Here is a 16,749-nt window from a genome sequence, read left to right as displayed (position 1 = left end):
CGCGAACCTGCTGAGCTAGACCGTTTGTCACTGTTTTCTACCGCAAAAAAATGCTGCGGCGGAATTTTGAGGGCGCGAACCCTATCACAAAAATCCGCCTTGTCCGAACGCATTTACCGACTTGTGTTCTGGCTGTACGCCGTTTATACAATCGGCCCATGCGCACGCATTCTTATCCTCCTTAAAGATGACAAAAAGACGGGAGGATCCTTCCTTTATAAGCAGCATCGGCAAGCAGAGGTCACCCGTGGAGCAAGAAGCCTGGCAGGTATTGATAGTCGAGGACGACCAGCGTCTGGCCGAACTGACCCGTGAATACCTGCAAGCCAACGGATTGCGCGTGGAGATCGAAGGCAACGGTGCACTGGCGGCGGCGCGGATCATCAAGGAACAGCCGGACCTGGTAATCCTCGACCTGATGCTCCCCGGCGAAGACGGCCTGAGCATCTGCCGCAAGGTGCGCGACCGCTACGACGGGCCGATCCTGATGCTCACCGCGCGCACCGATGACGCCGACCAGATCCTCGGCCTGGATCTCGGCGCCGATGACTATGTCTGCAAACCGGTTCGCCCGCGGCTGCTGCTGGCGCGTATCCAGGCGCTGCTGCGACGCAGTGACACACCGGAGGCGCCGGCCGGCAATCCGCGTCGGCTGCAATTCGGCCCGCTGGTGGTGGACAACGCGTTGCGCGAAGCCTGGCTCAGCGACAGTGGCATCGAGCTGACCAGCGCCGAATTCGATCTGCTCTGGCTGTTGGTGTCCAACGCCGGACGGATCCTGTCCCGGGAAGAAATCTTCACCGCACTGCGCGGCATCGGTTACGACGGCCAGGACCGCTCGATCGATGTACGCATCTCGCGCATCCGCCCGAAAATCGGCGACGACCCCGATCACCCGCGCCTGATCAAGACCATCCGCAGCAAAGGCTATCTGTTCGTGCCGGAAGCCTGCGCAGACCTGCCGCTGTGAATTCGATCTTCCTGCGCATCTATGGCGGCATGTGCGCGGCGCTGATTCTGGTGGCGGTGCTCGGCGTGCTGGCGCTGCACCTGCTTAACCAGGTGCGCAGCGAGCAATACCGCGAGCGTCTGGCCCACGGCACGTTTTCGCTGATGGCCGACAACCTGCAACCGATGAACGAAACCGAGCGCCATCGCGCCTTGCTGGTGTGGGAGCGCCTGCTCGGGATTCCGCTGGCGCTGAAGACCTTTGCCCAGACCGATCTCGACCTGACCCAGCGCACCCGGGTGCAGCGCGGCCAGGCGCTGGTCGAGCAGACTGGCCCGCACGCGGCCAAGGTCTATCGGCTGGTCAGCGACAAAGATCAACTGGTGCTGGTGGGCGAGGTGCAGCAGATCAGCGAGCAGCTGGCCCGGGCGACCATTTACCTGTTGGCCGATGAACTGGTGCGGGTGCCCGTGGGCGAGCAGCCCAAACGACTGGCGCAATTGAAGGAAGACAAAGGCTTCGGCTTCGATTTGCGGCTGGTCACCGTCAGCGATGCCGACATGGACGAAGACCAGAGCCGTCGGGTGTCCGAGGGCGATACGGTGATGGCGCTGGGCAAGGGCGGCGATTCGATCCGGGTGTTCGCCGGCATGGTCGGCACGCCGTGGGTGCTGGAAATCGGGCCGCTGTATCAGATGAACCCGTACCCGCCGGAATGGCTGGTGCTGATCGCCGCCCTCGGCCTGACCCTGATCGGCCTGATTGTCTATCTATTGGTGCGTCAGCTCGAACGGCGTTTGCGCGGGCTCGAAGCCGCTGCCACGCGCATCGCCAAAGGCAGCCTGGAAACCCGGGTGCCGGCCCGTGGTGCCGACTCGGTGGGCAAACTGGCGGCGGCGTTCAACGGCATGGCCGAGCACTTGCAGCAGTTGCTCGCCATCCAGCGTGAACTGGTGCGCGCGGTGTCCCACGAATTGCGCACGCCGGTGGCGCGCCTGCGTTTCGGTCTGGAGATGATCGGCTCGGCTACCACCCCGCAGGCGCTGGAAAAATACCGCGAGGGCATGGACCACGACATCGAGGACCTCGACAAACTGGTCGATGAAATGCTCACGTACGCCCGGCTGGAGCAGGGCTCGCCGGCGCTGACCTTCCAGCGCATCGATCTGGATGCACTGGTCAATCAGGTGATCGAAGAGCTGGCGCCTCTGCGCGCCGAAGTCACGGTACAGCGCGGTCTGTGCCTGTCGGCGGCGGATTGCGATGACGCCTGGGTCGAGGCCGAGCCGCGTTACCTGCACCGGGCCCTGCAGAACCTGGTGAGCAACGCCATGCGCCATGCACGCTCGAAGGTCACGGTCAGTTATCAGGTCGGGCAGATGCGCTGTCGGGTGGATGTCGAGGACGACGGGCCCGGTGTGCCGGAAACCGCCTGGGAGAAAATCTTTACGCCGTTCCTGCGCCTGGACGACAGCCGCACCCGGGCGTCCGGCGGGCACGGGCTGGGCCTGTCGATCGTGCGGCGGATCATCCACTGGCACGACGGCCGGGCGCTGATCGGCAAGAGCAAGAGCCTGGGCGGAGCGTGCTTCAGCCTGAGCTGGCCGAGGAATCAGGAGCGGCGCTGATCTCGCATTGCTCAATGCTGACCCATTCGCGAGCAAGCTCGCTCCCACCCGCAAGCGCGCAGACCTGTGGGAGCGAGCTTGCTCGCGATAGGGCCATTCCAAACAGTACAAACCTTCAGGCAGGAATGCTGACCAGACTCAGCAACTGCCCGTCCTGCACGCCGAATTGCGCATCGAGCTCCGTGCCGTTGCGCCATTCGCTGGACAGGTCCGTCAGCAACCGCAGCCGTACCTGACCCTGTTCATTCCACTCCAGCACCTCGGCGTGTTCGAAGTAGAAGCGCTGCTGCACGATCGGGTACAGCGCCTTGAACAGGCTTTCTTTCACCGAAAAGGTCAGGGTCACCCAGAGCGCGATCTGATCCCGGGAACCGGCGGCCATGCGCTGCATTTCCGGCGGGGTCAGGATTTCTCCGGCCAGCCGCTCGGCGCGTTCGGCGTTGAGCAGGTTTTCCAGATCCATGCCCAGCCCGCGCCAGTGCTGTTTGTTGGCGACAATCGCTGCCGCACGGCCGGTGCTGTGGGTGATCGAGCCGCAGATGTGCGCCGGCCAAATGGGCGCGCGATCCTCGCCAATCGCCGGAACAGTGCTCGAGCCTTCCAGCTGCTGCAACGCCGCCCGGGCACAAATCCGCCCGGCAAGGAATTCCGCCTGCCGCTTGGCCACCGAACGCTGAATGCTCGGCGGCGTCTCGATGGCGCTGCGCCGGAAGTCATCGCCCAGCAGTAGCGACGGATCGAAATGGGTGCTCAGAAACACGGTGTCGGGCAACACCGTCGGCAGCGGCCAATGGGCATCGAGCGGGGTACAGCAGGCGGGGAGGAAAGGGCTGGCAGTCATGTCGGGCATTTTGCCGGGTTGTCTTCGGGCTGGATAGTGCAGAGGAAGTGATCGTTCCCACGCCGAAGCCTCGATCCATGATCGTTCCCACGCTCCGCGTGGGAATGCATACAGTGACGCTCCGCGTCACACAGCGAAGGGACGCGGAGCGTCCCGGGCTGCATTCCCACGCGGAGCGTGGGAACGATCAGCATCAGCGCGAGGGGGCGACCGGGTTCAGCCAAAGATTTTCTTGAAGAACGCCTGCATGTCCCCCCAGGATTTTTCATCGGCAGCCTTGTTGTAGCCGATATCCGGGCCACCGTGATCGCCGTGGCTCAGGCGATCCGCGTCAGGATTGCTGAAGCCGTGCTTGGCGCCGTCGAGGCTGACGAATTGATAGTCGGCGCCGGCCTTGTCCATTTCCGACTTGAACGCCGTGACGTTTTCCGGGGTGACCATGCTGTCCAGCGCGCCGTGCTCGACGAGGACTTTCGCCTTCACGCTGCCCGGCGTAGCCGGGGTCTTGGTGGCCAGCGCACCGTGGAAACTCACCACGCCGGCCAGCGGCACACCCTGACGTGCCGCATTCAGCACCACGCCACCGCCGAAGCAGTAACCGATGGCGGCGATTTTATCCTTGTCGGTCTGCGGCTGTTTCTTCAACAGATCCAGCCCGGCCTCAAAGCGCTTGCTGGCCGCATCGGCGTTCTGCGTGGCGGCTTGCATGAACGCCATCGCGTCTTTCGGGTGCTCGGTGTTCTTGCCTTCACCGTACATGTCGATCGCCAGCGCGCTGTAACCGAGCCCGGCGAGATCCCGGGCGCGGCGCTTGGCGTAGTCGTTCAGGCCCCACCATTCATGGACCACCACCACGCCGGGGCGCGGGCCCTTGATCGCGTCGTCGTAGGCGTAGTAACCGATCAGCTTCGTGCCGTCGGCACTCTGATAGGGAATTTCCTCGGTCTTGATCGCTGCCTGGCTGAGGCCGCTGAAGACAAGGAGGGCGAGGGTTAGAAGCAGGCGCATGATCGGGTCTCCGGACAATAAGGGGTCAAAACAGCCTAGTTCATTTCATTCAGGCGAGGTTCAGAGAGCGTTCAGGGGCGGTACAGGGGAGGGTCAGTAACCTTGCGCCATACCCGAAGAGCACAACTGAGGAACACTCAATGACTCGTTTGAACAAACTGCTGCTGGCTTTCACCGTCATGAGCGCAAGCATCGCTGCCCATGCCGACACCACCACCAACTTCGCCGGCCTGACCTTCGGCCAGACCAGCGACAAGATCAAGAAATCCTACGCCCTGAACGACAACCTCGGCCACCCGGACGCCACGGCGGCCATCGACGGCAACAACACCTACGGCCTGCGCCTGGGTCAGCAAAACAGCCAGGGTCGCTACTACGCCACCTACGACAACGTGTCCGGCTCGCACAATGGCATTAAACTGCGCCAGGAAAACCTGCTGGGCAGCTACGATCTGTTCTACCCGGTGGGCAGCAGCACCAAGCTGTTCGGTGGCGCCACGGCCGGTCTGACCAAGTTGACCCAGGATTCGCCAGGCTACAGCCGCGACAGTGACATCGGTTACGCCGTCGGTGGCCAGTTCGGTGTGCTGCAGCAAGTCTCGCAGAACACCTCGGTCGAACTCGGTTACCGTTACCTGCGCAGCAACGCCAGCACCGAAATGAAAGAGAGCGGCGGCAGCAAGCAAGGCTCGCTGGACTTGACCAGCAGCGCCCAGACTTACCTGTCGGCCAACTACGCTTTCTAAGCGATTGGCGTCAGGCCCGCGCCGGGTCGTCCTTCGAGGGGCGACCCGGCGCAGCCATGTGAGGCGAAAGCCTTTGGAGTTGTCGATTTACCCGGGAGAGCGTCATGAAACTGTTGGTCGTCGAAGATGAAGCGCTGTTGCGCCATCACCTGCAAACCCGCCTGACGGAGAGCGGTCACGTGGTCGAGTCCGTGGCCAATGCCGAAGAGGCGTTGTACCAGACCGGGCAATTCAACTTTGACCTGGCGGTGATCGACCTCGGCCTGCCGGGCATGGGCGGGCTCGACCTGATCCGCCAGTTGCGCTCGGGCGGCAAGACCTTTCCGATCCTGATCCTCACCGCGCGCGGCAACTGGCAGGACAAGGTCGAAGGCCTGGCCGCCGGTGCCGACGATTACGTGGTCAAGCCGTTCCAGTTCGAAGAACTCGAAGCGCGGCTCAATGCCTTGCTGCGCCGCTCCAGCGGTTTTACCCAGTCGACCATCGTCGCCGGCCCGCTGTTGCTGGACCTCAATCGCAAGCAGGCGACCCTCGACGAGCAACCGCTGGCGCTGACCGCCTACGAGTACCGGATCCTCGAATACCTCATGCGCCATCACCAGCAGGTGGTGCCCAAGGACCGGTTGATGGAGCAGCTGTACCCGGATGACGACGAGCGCGATCCGAACGTGATCGAAGTGCTGGTCGGCCGTCTGCGCCGCAAGCTCGAAGGCCCGGCCGGGTTCAAGCCGATCGACACCGTGCGCGGCCTCGGCTACCTGTTCAATGAGCGCTGCACTTGATCCGTTCCCTTCGCGTCCGGCTGATGCTCGCCGCCACCACCCTGGCGGTGTTGTTCATGCTCGCGTTGCTCCCGGCGATGCAGGGCGCGTTCAGCCTGGCGTTGCAGGACTCGATCGAGCAGCGGCTGGCGTCCGACGTCACCACGCTGATCTCCGCCGCGCGGGTTGAAAACAACCGCTTGATGATGCCGGCACAGTTGCCCGACGAGCGCTTCAACCTCACGGACAATCGCCTGCTCGGCTACATCTATGACCGCGAAGGGCATCTGGTCTGGCGCTCGAAGGGCACCCAGGAAGAGAAGATCAACTACACGCCGCGCTACGACGGCCTCGGCAACGAGTTCGCGCGGATCCGCGAGGCCAACGGTCAGGAATTCTTCGTCTACGACGTCGAAGTCAAATTGCTCGGCGGCAAAAGCGCAGCCTTCAGTATCGTGGCCCTGCAACCGGTGCGCGAATACGAAACCACCCTCGAAGGCCTGCGGGAAAATCTCTACCTCGGTTTCGGTGCGGCGTTGCTGGTGCTGCTGGCGCTGCTGTGGATCGGCCTGACCTGGGGCCTGAAAGCCTTGCGCCGGCTCAGCCAGGAACTCGACGAAATCGAAGGCGGAACCCTCGAAAGCCTCAGCGAACAGCACCCGCGTGAACTGTTGCGCCTGACCGGTTCCCTCAACCGCCTGCTGCACAGCGAGCGCCAGCAGCGCAGCCGTTACCGCGACTCCCTCGACGATCTGGCCCACAGCCTGAAAACCCCGCTGGCGGTATTGCAAGGCGTCAGCGAAGACATGGCCCAGCGCCCCGAAGACCGCGATCAGGCGTGGGTGCTGCAAACCCAGATCGAACGCATGAGCCAGCAGATCGGCTACCAGTTGCAACGCGCCAGCCTGCGCAAAAGCGGTCTGGTGCGCCATCAGGTGCGTCTGCGCCCGGTGCTGCAAAGCCTGTGCGACACACTGAACAAGGTCTACCGCGACAAACACGTGCGCGTCGCCTTCGATCTGCCGGAGCACTGTTACGTGCCGATCGAGCAGGGCGCCTTGCTGGAAATGATGGGTAACCTGCTGGAAAACGCCTACCGCCTGTGCCTGGGCGAAGTGCGCATCAGCGTGCGCGAAGGCCTGGACGGAATTGAACTGTGCATCGAAGACGACGGCCCCGGCGTACCACCGGATCAGCGCGCACGGATTCTCGAACGCGGCGAACGCCTCGACCGCCAGCATCCGGGGCAGGGGATTGGTCTTGCGGTGGTCAAGGACATCATCGAGAGCTACAGCGCCAAGCTGACCTTGGGCGATTCGCCGATGGGCGGGGCGGCGTTCAGGATTCATTTTCCGGCGGCGTGACGGTCTACTGCTCCTGCGCCCGATAAGCCCCCGGCGTCAGCCCTGTCCACTTCTTGAACGCCCGATGAAACGCCGACGGCTCGGAAAACCCGAGCTGTTCGGCGATCTGTTGCAACGACAGATCCGCCCGGCCCAAGTGATAAATCGCGATGTCCCGGCGCAATTGATCCTTCAATTCCTGAAAACTGGTGCCTTCCTCGCGCAAATGCCGGCGCAGGGTTTGCGGGCTGATGTGCAGGTGCGCGGCCACGGCTTCGAGGTCCGGCCAGCGTGCGCTGTCGTGGCTGAGCAAACGGCGCAGTCGGCTGCTCAGGCTGTTGCCGTCGTCCGGGCGGGACAGCAGGTCGGCAGGGGAGCGTTCGAGGAAATGCTTGAGGGTGCGTTCGTCCTGCAACAGCGGCATGTGCAAATAGCGGCTGTGAAACACCAGGCTGCTTTGCTTTGCAGAAAATTCCAGCGGGCATGAAAACAGCAGGTCGTATTCCGCCCCGTGTGCCGGTTTCGGGTAGCTGAAGCTCGCCTGTTCAAGGCGAATCCGCTGGCCGATCAGCCAGCTGCCGAGGCGATGCCAGATCACCAGCAGGCTCTCGCTGAGAAAGTGATCCGGGTCCCACAATTGCGCATCGTCGAGACTCAGACGCACCCATTCGTCTTCATGGGTCAGGGTCAGGCGCGGGGCTTCGGGGAATAGGCTATAAAACAATAAGCCGCGTTGCAGAGCCTTCTCCAGGCTGCGGCAATGAATGATCGCGTGGCACATCATGGCAAAGCTGCCGGGTTTGCTCGGCGCATTGCCAAAACCCAGGTATTCGTCGTCCAGGGCCAGCCACAGGTTCTGGATCAGTTGGGTGAATTGTTCCGGGGCGATCCGCGCGCGCGGCTCGTCGAGCAGTTCGGGACTGATGCCCAGTTGCTGCAGCAGGTCCGAATAGTCGTAACCCGAGCGCCGCGCGCCACCGAGGGCGGCGCGGGCAAAGTGACTGGCGATGGTGCGTTCGCGCATGAGCGGCAGATCCTTTCTCTGGCGACCGATGGTAGCGGCTGCCTTTGATCGGTAACAAGGCGGATTTCCGCCAAATTGTAGGACGAGGTCGGGCGAGTTGGCGGAAATCCGCCACACTTGAGTAACCGAACGGTGACACAGAAAAAGCCGTATCCCCTGATATCAAAAGGCTTGCAGCGATTTGCACCAAAGTGGCACGACGTTTGCGATAAGAGCGACAGAAGCGTGCGCCGAGCCGGTCCGGAAAAGCGCCGTTCGACACAACAAATCCCTCCAGTGCAGGAGGGTTCGCAATTCAAGTGTCGCGTACAACAGATGGATGTTGCCGCGCGGGACTCTTGAGGAACTTTGCAATGACGACTCGTCAGCCACTGTACAAATCCCTGTATTTCCAGGTGATCGTTGCAATCGCCATCGGCATCCTGCTCGGTCACTTCTACCCTCAGACCGGCGTGGCGCTCAAGCCACTGGGTGACGGGTTCATCAAACTGATCAAAATGGTCATCGCACCGATCATCTTCTGTACCGTTGTCAGCGGCATCGCCGGCATGCAGAACATGAAATCCGTGGGCAAGACCGGCGGCTACGCGCTGCTGTACTTCGAAATCGTTTCCACCATCGCCCTGCTGATCGGTCTGGTCGTGGTCAACGTTGTGCAACCGGGCGCCGGCATGCACATCGACGTCACCACCCTGGACGCCTCGAAAATCGCCACCTATGTGACGGCCAGTAAAGACCAGAGCATTGTTGGCTTCCTCCTCAACGTGATCCCGAACACCATCGTCGGCGCGTTTGCCACCGGTGACATTCTGCAAGTGTTGATGTTCTCGGTGATCTTCGGCTATGCACTGCATCGCCTGGGTTCGTACGGTCGTCCGCTGCTGGACCTGATCGATCGTTTCGCCCACGTCATGTTCAACATCATCAACATGATCATGAAGCTGGCGCCGCTGGGTGCGCTGGGTGCCATGGCCTTCACCATCGGTGCCTACGGTGTCGGCTCGCTGGTGCAACTGGGCCAGTTGATGATCTGCTTCTACATCACCTGCATCCTGTTCGTGCTGGTGGTGCTGGGCGGGATCTGCCGTGCCCACGGTTTCAGCGTGCTGAAGCTGGTGCGTTACATCCGTGAAGAACTGTTGATCGTACTGGGTACGTCCTCGTCCGAATCGGCGCTGCCACGCATGCTGATCAAGATGGAGCGTCTGGGCGCGAAGAAATCGGTGGTGGGTCTGGTGATCCCGACCGGCTACTCGTTCAACCTCGACGGTACTTCGATCTACCTGACCATGGCGGCCGTGTTCATCGCTCAGGCGACCGACACCCACATGGACATCACCCATCAGATCACCCTGCTGCTGGTGCTGCTGTTGTCCTCCAAAGGCGCAGCCGGTGTGACCGGTTCGGGCTTCATCGTACTGGCGGCCACCCTGTCGGCCGTAGGTCACCTGCCGGTGGCCGGTCTGGCACTGATCCTGGGTATCGACCGCTTCATGTCCGAAGCCCGTGCCCTGACCAACCTGGTCGGCAACGCCGTTGCCACCATCGTTGTGGCCAAGTGGGTCAAGGAGCTGGACACCGATGTGCTGCAATCCGAGCTGGCCTCGGGCGGTCGCGGTATCTCCGACGAGCGTGAAGAAGATGACCTGGGCGTGGCCGAAGGCCCGACCCCGAGCAATGTGAAGTAAGCATCGCTTGAATGGAAAAACCCGCTTCGGCGGGTTTTTTCTTGCCTGCTGTTTGAGCGCAACGGTCAGCGCAGCTGATGGATCCGGTAATTGCCCCATCGCCGCTGGCTGCCTAGGCTGCATGCATCGTTGATGGAGATCGCCCATGTCTGCACCGCTGGCCTCACTGAAGATTCTGGATTTCTCGACCCTGCTGCCGGGGCCGTTCGCCTCGCTGCTGCTGGCGGACATGGGCGCCGAAGTGCTGCGCATCGAATCGCCGACCCGTCTCGACCTGTTGCGGGTGTTGCCGCCGCACGATCACGGCGTCTCGGCCAGTCACGCTTATCTCAATCGCAATAAACGCAGTCTGGCGCTGGACCTCAAGCAGCCCGAGGCGTTGGAGCTGGTGAAGCAGTTGCTGGCGGATTACGACATCGTGCTGGAGCAGTTCCGCCCCGGTGTGATGGCGCGGCTGGGGCTGGGTTACGAGGCGCTGAAGGCGATCAATCCGAAGCTGATTTATGTCTCGATCACCGGTTACGGCCAGACCGGGCCGTACAAGGATCGCGCCGCCCACGACATCAACTATCTGGCGCTGGCCGGGCTCTCCAGTTACACCGGGCGCGCCGATAGCGGGCCGTTGCCGCTGGGCATGCAGGTGGCGGATGTGGCTGGCGGCTCGCTGCACGGGGTGATCGGCCTGCTGGCGGCGGTGATTTCCCGCCAGCAGACCGGGCAGGGCACCCATCTGGACGTGAGCATGACTGATTGCGCATTCAGCCTGAACGCCATGGCCGGTGCCGGGTATCTGGCCTGTGGCGAGGAGCCGGGCTGGGAGGATCAGATGCTCAATGGCGGCAGCTTCTACGATTACTACCGCTCCCGCGACGGGCGCTGGATGTCGGTGGGCAGTCTGGAACCGGCCTTTATGCAGCAACTGTGTGCGGCGCTGGGTCGGCCGGAACTGGCGGCGCAGGGCTTGTCACCCAGACCCGAGCAGCAACGCGCGCTCAAGGACGCTTTGAAGGTCGAGTTCGAGAAGCATGACTTTGCCGAGCTGTGCGAGCTATTTGCCGGGATCGATGCCTGCGTCGAACCGGTTCTGAACCTGGGCGAGGCGGTGCAGCATCCGCAATTGCGGGCGCGGGAACTGGTGACACAGGTGCCGCGTGGGGATGGCTCGTCGCAGACGCAGATGGCGTGTCCGCTGAAGTTCTCCGAGGCATTGCCGGCGCCGCGGCACGTCGGCGCGGCGCTGGGGCAGCATACGGATCAGGTGTTGGCGGAGTTGGGTTTAAGCGCTGAGCGAATTGCCGAATTACGTGCCGCGAAAATCGTTTTGTAGATCGTTCCCACGCTCTGCGTGGGAATGCCGCCATGGACGCTCCGCGTCCACTGTGACGCAGAGCGTCACGGGATACATTCCCACGCAGAGCGTGGGAACGAGATGGGGACTTACTCGACCCGCATCTCGCCACTGAACACCAATGTGTTGCGACAGCGCCGGCACAGATAGCGCCGCCCCTGCCTGACCAGGCTATGGCGCTGCGCCGAAAACGGAAAATCGCTATCGGCACACGGGCATTTATAGATGTAGCGGGTCACGCTGCGGCGTTTGACTTCATAGGTATGGCAGCGGTCCGGCGGCAATTCGTAAACGCCGCGCATGATCAGTTGCCACTCCTCGCCGTGGGGCTGGATGCGGTCGCCGAACAGTTGATGGGCGATCAGGTGCGCGACTTCGTGGGCCACGGTCTGCTTGAGGAAATGTTCGGTGTTTTCCCGGTACAGCTGCGGATTGAAGCGCAGCAGATTCTCGTGCAGATGCGCGACCCCGGCTTTTTGCCCGCGCAGCTTGAGGCTCACCACGGGGCGTTTGAAGGGACGTTTGAAAAAGGATTCAGCGAGTTGGAAACAGTCTTCGACGCGGGTATTGAGTTGCTCGGGCATGCTTGATGGATCTCCAGAGGCGTCGAGTATGCCGCAACGCCGGGGCGTTGCGAATCGTCGAGCTGCCGAATGGTCGTCGCTCTTTTTCAACCGGCACGAGAAGGCCGCCTCGCGGCGGCCTGTGTTGGCGGATCTAGTTCTTCTCGGCAGTGCAGCCAGCTAATTTGTGTAGACGGGCCCCACGCCCAGTCCCCAGACAATCACGGTAAACGCCATGATGGCGACCAGCACCACCAGCCCCACCGCCAGCACCGAGCTTGAAAACAGGAAACCCTCGTCGGACGGAATGTTCATGAAGGTCGGCAGCCCCACATACAACAGGTACACCGTGTAGCAGATGGCCGCCGTGCCGATGATCATCCCCAGCCACATGTGCGGATAGAGCGCCGCCAACCCGCCGACGAACAACGGTGTCGCGGTGTAGGTGGCAAATGCCACGCAACGGGCCAGGCTCGGGTTGGCGTCATAGGTGCGGGCCATCCAGTGCACGAAGGCACCCATGACCGCGACCCCGCCGAGCATTGCCAGATAAGACATGATCGTCATCCACAACGCGCTTTCGACGGTGAGCATCACCGGTGCGCGGTTGCCGATCACCCAGCCGACCTGAGTCGTGCCGATAAATGCCGAAACAGCGGGGATCGCCGCCAGAATCAGCGTGTGCGTCAGGTACATGTGGCTGATGCTTTCTTCCTGGTCGCCACGGATTTCCTTCCATTCCTGATCGGGGTGGGTAAAAAGTCCCACTACGTGATGGATCATGCCAGTCACTCCTCTCGTTATTGCCATCGCCCCCCAGCGGAGCGCCTACGGGCCAATGCGGCCGAGCAAATACAGGTCTTCAGATTGTGTGCGACCTTATGTCGCAGTATAGAAAGGTCTTAACCGCACAGGTGATAGGGGCTTAGAGCAAATCGCGCTGTAAAACCTCGGGGTAATCGCGTCGGGGTCTGTGTAAGCAGGCATTCGAGGGGGCGACAACCTGTGGCCACAAGCCAAGTGTTTTTGCGTAAAATGCCCGCCTTTCGTCACACCTCACGGATTTCGCGTCATGGGCACTCTTACGGTCAACCAGAACAAACTGCAAAAGCGCCTGCGCCGCCTGGCCGGCGAAGCCGTCACCGACTTCAACATGATCGAAGACGGCGACAAGGTCATGGTCTGCCTGTCCGGGGGCAAGGACAGCTACACCATGCTCGACGTGCTGATGCACCTGCAGAAGGTTGCACCGATCAAGTTCGAGATCGTCGCCGTGAACATGGACCAGAAGCAGCCGGGTTTCCCCGAGCACGTGCTGCCGGCCTACCTGAAAGAGCTGGGCATCGAGTACCACATCGTCGAGAAAGACACCTACTCGGTGGTCAAGGAGCTGATCCCGGAAGGCAAGACCACCTGCTCGCTGTGCTCGCGCCTGCGTCGCGGCACGCTGTACACCTTCGCTGACGAAATCGGCGCGACCAAAATGGCCCTCGGTCATCACCGCGACGACATCGTCGAGACGTTCTTCCTCAACATGTTCTTCAACGGCAGCCTCAAGGCCATGCCGCCGAAGCTGCGCGCCGACGACGGCCGCAACGTGGTGATCCGTCCGCTAGCCTACTGCAACGAGAAAGACATCCAGGCCTACTCGGACTTCAAGCAATTCCCGATCATCCCGTGCAACCTCTGCGGTTCCCAGGAAAACCTGCAACGTCAGGTGGTCAAGGAAATGCTGGTGGACTGGGAACGCAAGACCCCGGGCCGTACCGAAAGCATCTTCCGCAGCCTGCAGAACGTGATCCCGTCGCAACTGGCTGACCGTAACCTGTTTGACTTCACCAGCCTGAAGATTGATGAGACCGCCGCTTCGCGATTCGTCAACGTCGTAAACCTGTAAACACAATCCAAGTGGGAGCGGGCTTGCTCGCGAAGGCGGCGTACCAGTCGATGCATGAGTCGACTGACACTCAGTCTTCGCGAGCAAGCCCGCTCCCACATTGGTTTTTCGTTTCATTCAAAAGGAGAGGGCATGCGCGACTACAAGTGGCTGCACGAATACTGTCTGAACCGCTTCGGTTCGGCGGCTGAACTGGAAGCCCATCTGCCCGTTCCCAAGACCCCGGCGCAACTGCGCAAGATCAGCGACGACCGTTACCTCTCGACCATGGCCCTGCGGGTGTTCCGTGCCGGGCTCAAGCACAGCCTGGTGGATGCCAAGTGGCTGGCCTTCGAGGAAGTGTTTTTCAAGTTCGACCCGGAAAAGGTCGTGCTGATGAGCGCCGAACACCTTGAGCGGCTGATGCAGGATGCGCGGATCATCCGTCACCTGGGCAAGCTCAAGAGCGTGCCGCGCAATGCGCAGTTCATTCTGGACGTCGAGAAAGAGAAGGGCAGTTTCGGCGCGTTGATTGCCGATTGGCCGGTGACCGATATCGTCGGTTTGTGGACCTATCTGAAAAAGCACGGGCATCAATTGGGCGGGCTGTCGGCGCCACGGTTCTTGCGGATGGTTGGCAAGGATACGTTCGTGCCGAGCTACGACGTGGTCGCGGCGTTGAATGCACAGAAGATCGTCGACAAGGTGCCGAGCAGTCTGCGGGATCTGGCGACGGTGCAGAACGCGTTCAACCAGTGGCATGAAGAGAGTGGCGGACGGCCGATGAGCCAGATTTCGATGATGCTGGCGTATACCGTCAACCATTGAGCCTAGGGTGATCGTTCCCACGCTCTGCGTGGGAATGCCGCCCGGGACGCTCTGCGTCCCTGAGACGCGGAGCGTCTCTTTATGCATTCCCACGCAGAGCGTGGGAACGATCCCGAAACCTGTGGGAGCTGGCTTGCCAGCGATAGCGGTCTGTCAGGCGACGGAGACTTCGCCTTCGCCCGCCAGTTTGCGATTCAACTGATACCGCCACCGCACATACAGCAAAGCCGAACAGAACACCGCCAGACTGGCGATCATCTCCAGCACACCGAACAGCTGCCGGCTCGGGTCATACGCCGCCAGTGCGCCCTTGATGAAATACAGATTCACCACAAAGCACATCCATGAATGCCCGCGTGCGCTGCCCATGATCATGCCCGGTGCGAGCACGATCCACGGGATCAGCTCGATCAGCAGAATCACCCACGGCCGCGCGCCGTGCAGGTCGGCGAACACCAGGTAATACGCGGCGAGCAGTCCGGCCAGGCCCAAAAAGCACAGCAGACTGATCACCCGCATCGCCCGCACCCGTGGCTCGAGCCATTCGACGGCGGGCAGGACTTTCGGCTTTCTGGCCATCTCAGTTCCCCAGTTTCTGGGCCGTCTTGGCCAGGCGTGCGCCGAGGGCGCGGCACAGCGCCACTTCGTGTTGATCGAGACCGCTTTTACCGTCGGCCCCGGCGTGATGGCTGGCGCCGTACGGCGTGCCGCCGCCCTGGGTTTCCAGCAGCGCCGATTCGCTGTAAGGCAGGCCGGTGATCAGCATGCCGTGGTGCAGCAGCGGCAGCATCATCGACAGCAGGGTAGTTTCCTGACCGCCGTGCAGGCTGGCGGTGGACGTGAACACCCCGGCCGGTTTGCCGACCAGCGCGCCGGTCAGCCACAGGTTGCTGGTGCCGTCGAGGAAGTACTTGAGCGGCGCGGCCATGTTGCCGAAACGGGTCGGGCTGCCGAGGGCCAGGCCGGCGCAGTTCTTCAGGTCATCCAGCGTGGCGTACAGCGCTCCTTCATCAGGAATGTCCGGCGCCACGGCTTCGCACTCGGTGGAGATCGCCGGCACGGTGCGCAGTCGCGCTTCGAGGCCGGCCTGCTCGACGCCACGGGCGATCTGCCGGGCCATCTCGTTGGTCGAACCGCTGCGGCTGTAATACAGAACCAGAATGTACGGCGTACTCACGGCAACAGCTCCAGGATCTGCTCCGGTGGACGGCCGATGACGGCTTTGTCGCCGGCTTCGAGAATCGGTCGCTCCATCAACTTCGGATGCGCCGCGATCGCTTCGATCAATTGTTTCTCGGTGAGACTGGCATCGGCCAGGTTCAGCGTCTTGTACTCGTCTTCGCCGGTGCGCAGCAGTTGCCGTGCACTGATTCCCAGCTTGCCGAGCAAGGCCTTGATCTGCGCGGCGTCCAGCGGGGTTTCGAGGTAGCGCACCACGTTCGGCGTCAGGCCACGGGCTTCGAGCAGTTCGAGCGCACCGCGGGATTTCGAGCAGCGCGGGTTGTGATAAAGCGTCAGATCGGTCATGGGCGGGTCGCTTCTTGCGTAGAGTGGCGGCTATTCTAACTGTGCAGCGCGCAATCCAGAACCTTGAGAGGCGATGGGTCGCAGGCGCATTCAATTTTTCACAAGGAACACGACATGACACGGGCACTGGCAGCGGCATTGACGATCATCGGGGCGTTGATGCTGGGGGGCTGCGGTAACGACTACGGCATCGACCAGAACGGGCAGAAAGTGGCGTCCGAGCGCCTCGACAAACAATGGGTCGTGCTCAACTACTGGGCCGAATGGTGCGGCCCGTGCCGCACGGAAATCCCGGAACTCAATCACCTGGCCGACGAGCTCAAGGGCAAGAAGATCGGCGTGTTCGGGGTCAACTTCGACAACGTGCAGGGTGAAGAGCTGAAGAGCGCCAGCGAAAAACTGGGCATCAAGTTCACCGTGCTGGCGCAGGATCCGTCGGAATTGTTCGAACTGCCGCGCAGTGAAGCCTTGCCGGTGACTTACATCATCGACAACAAGGGCAAGGTGCGGGAACAGTTGATGGGCGAGCAGACGGCGGCAGGGGTGATGGCGAAGCTTGAGGCGTTGCAGGCTACCAACTGATTCGCCTTGGCTGATCGTTCCCACGCTCTGCGTGGGA

At 61.9% G+C, this 16,749-nt stretch carries 18 protein-coding genes; 10 read left to right on the top strand and 8 right to left on the bottom strand.

Translation table 11 applies throughout. The features are described 5' to 3' along the window. The first annotated feature begins 247 nt into the window (after positions 1-247). Together LOY31_RS21835 and LOY31_RS21830 are read left to right on the top strand one after the other, a co-directional pair. On the top strand, positions 248-970 hold the full coding sequence (locus LOY31_RS21835) for a response regulator (RefSeq protein WP_258712195.1): 723 nt from the start codon (positions 248-250) through the stop codon (positions 968-970). Next, complete coding sequence (locus LOY31_RS21830; protein WP_007957745.1) at positions 967-2,577, top strand: ATP-binding protein; 1,611 nt, start codon at positions 967-969, stop codon at positions 2,575-2,577. The genes LOY31_RS21835 and LOY31_RS21830 overlap by 4 nt, the downstream gene beginning before the upstream one ends. Before the next feature lie 115 nt (positions 2,578-2,692). Here LOY31_RS21830 and LOY31_RS21825 read toward each other — a convergent pair whose 3' ends face one another. Both LOY31_RS21825 and LOY31_RS21820 read right to left on the bottom strand, forming a co-directional pair. Then, positions 2,693-3,418 (bottom strand): 4'-phosphopantetheinyl transferase, encoded by a 726-nt coding sequence (locus LOY31_RS21825; RefSeq protein ID WP_221533758.1) that lies wholly within the window; start codon positions 3,416-3,418, stop codon positions 2,693-2,695. Between the two features lie 216 nt (positions 3,419-3,634). Then, a complete protein-coding gene (locus LOY31_RS21820) occupies positions 3,635-4,426 on the bottom strand; it encodes a dienelactone hydrolase family protein (RefSeq protein WP_258712194.1) in 792 nt (263 codons plus the stop codon). Positions 4,427-4,566: 140 nt separating this feature from the next. Here LOY31_RS21820 and LOY31_RS21815 point away from each other — a divergent pair, with 140 nt between their 5' ends. From LOY31_RS21815 to LOY31_RS21805, 3 genes are all read left to right on the top strand, one after another. Further along, on the top strand, positions 4,567-5,172 hold the full coding sequence (locus tag LOY31_RS21815) for a porin family protein (protein ID WP_258712193.1): 606 nt from the start codon (positions 4,567-4,569) through the stop codon (positions 5,170-5,172). Between the two features lie 104 nt (positions 5,173-5,276). Then, positions 5,277-5,954: a response regulator transcription factor gene (locus LOY31_RS21810; protein ID WP_007957754.1), complete on the top strand. Its 678-nt coding sequence runs from the start codon at positions 5,277-5,279 to the stop codon at positions 5,952-5,954. Continuing rightward, positions 5,951-7,297, top strand: a complete 1,347-nt coding sequence (locus tag LOY31_RS21805) for an ATP-binding protein (RefSeq protein ID WP_258712192.1) — start codon at positions 5,951-5,953, stop codon at positions 7,295-7,297. Before LOY31_RS21810 ends, LOY31_RS21805 begins: the two co-directional genes overlap by 4 nt. A 4-nt stretch (positions 7,298-7,301) precedes the next feature. Here the strand turns inward: LOY31_RS21805 and LOY31_RS21800 are convergent, their stop codons facing one another. Continuing rightward, complete coding sequence (locus LOY31_RS21800; protein ID WP_221533759.1) at positions 7,302-8,300, bottom strand: AraC family transcriptional regulator; 999 nt, start codon at positions 8,298-8,300, stop codon at positions 7,302-7,304. A gap of 353 nt (positions 8,301-8,653) precedes the next feature. On the opposite strand from LOY31_RS21800, the gene LOY31_RS21795 reads away from it, so the two are divergent. Together LOY31_RS21795 and LOY31_RS21790 are read left to right on the top strand one after the other, a co-directional pair. Then, a complete protein-coding gene (locus tag LOY31_RS21795) occupies positions 8,654-9,988 on the top strand; it encodes a dicarboxylate/amino acid:cation symporter (RefSeq protein ID WP_085607405.1) in 1,335 nt (444 codons plus the stop codon). Positions 9,989-10,133: 145 nt separating this feature from the next. Then, entirely contained in the window at positions 10,134-11,315 is a 1,182-nt protein-coding gene (locus LOY31_RS21790) for a CaiB/BaiF CoA-transferase family protein (RefSeq protein ID WP_258712191.1), read from the top strand. A 110-nt stretch (positions 11,316-11,425) separates the two neighbouring features. On the opposite strand, the gene LOY31_RS21785 is transcribed toward LOY31_RS21790, so the two are convergent. Both LOY31_RS21785 and LOY31_RS21780 read right to left on the bottom strand, forming a co-directional pair. Then, the gene (locus tag LOY31_RS21785) at positions 11,426-11,920 is read right to left on the bottom strand and encodes a SprT family zinc-dependent metalloprotease (RefSeq protein WP_007957760.1); all 495 of its coding nucleotides are present in this window, start codon (positions 11,918-11,920) and stop codon (positions 11,426-11,428) included. A gap of 159 nt (positions 11,921-12,079) precedes the next feature. After that, complete coding sequence (locus LOY31_RS21780; protein ID WP_258712190.1) at positions 12,080-12,682, bottom strand: Yip1 family protein; 603 nt, start codon at positions 12,680-12,682, stop codon at positions 12,080-12,082. A gap of 289 nt (positions 12,683-12,971) precedes the next feature. On the opposite strand from LOY31_RS21780, the gene ttcA reads away from it, so the two are divergent. Both ttcA and LOY31_RS21770 read left to right on the top strand, forming a co-directional pair. Continuing rightward, positions 12,972-13,796 carry a tRNA 2-thiocytidine(32) synthetase TtcA gene (gene ttcA, locus LOY31_RS21775; protein WP_064598661.1) on the top strand — a complete coding sequence of 275 codons (825 nt, stop codon included), beginning with the start codon at positions 12,972-12,974 and terminating at the stop codon, positions 13,794-13,796. 132 nt (positions 13,797-13,928) lie between these two features. After that, complete coding sequence (locus LOY31_RS21770) at positions 13,929-14,603, top strand: DNA-3-methyladenine glycosylase I (protein WP_221533761.1); 675 nt, start codon at positions 13,929-13,931, stop codon at positions 14,601-14,603. 153 nt (positions 14,604-14,756) lie between these two features. Here LOY31_RS21770 and LOY31_RS21765 read toward each other — a convergent pair whose 3' ends face one another. The 3 genes from LOY31_RS21765 to arsC are packed head-to-tail and all read right to left on the bottom strand — an operon-like array spanning position 14,757 to position 16,130. Continuing rightward, the gene (locus LOY31_RS21765; RefSeq protein WP_258712189.1) at positions 14,757-15,182 is read right to left on the bottom strand and encodes a DUF2069 domain-containing protein; all 426 of its coding nucleotides are present in this window, start codon (positions 15,180-15,182) and stop codon (positions 14,757-14,759) included. 1 nt (position 15,183) lies between these two features. Beyond that, positions 15,184-15,780, bottom strand: coding sequence for an NAD(P)H:quinone oxidoreductase (wrbA, locus tag LOY31_RS21760; protein ID WP_085607395.1), 597 nt, complete (start codon positions 15,778-15,780; stop codon positions 15,184-15,186). Beyond that, positions 15,777-16,130 (bottom strand): arsenate reductase (glutaredoxin), encoded by a 354-nt coding sequence (gene arsC / locus LOY31_RS21755; protein ID WP_011335489.1) that lies wholly within the window; start codon positions 16,128-16,130, stop codon positions 15,777-15,779. Before arsC ends, wrbA begins: the two co-directional genes overlap by 4 nt. 114 nt (positions 16,131-16,244) lie before the next feature. Between arsC and LOY31_RS21750 the strand changes: the two genes are divergently transcribed. After that, on the top strand, positions 16,245-16,712 hold the full coding sequence (locus LOY31_RS21750) for a TlpA disulfide reductase family protein (RefSeq protein WP_007957768.1): 468 nt from the start codon (positions 16,245-16,247) through the stop codon (positions 16,710-16,712). Positions 16,713-16,749: the final 37 nt, after the last annotated feature.

The sequence above is a fragment of the Pseudomonas sp. B21-021 genome (assembly GCF_024749205.1).
Classification (GTDB): Bacteria; Pseudomonadota; Gammaproteobacteria; order Pseudomonadales; family Pseudomonadaceae; genus Aquipseudomonas; species Aquipseudomonas paraglycinae.
This window is presented reverse-complemented; position numbering and strand designations above follow the sequence as displayed.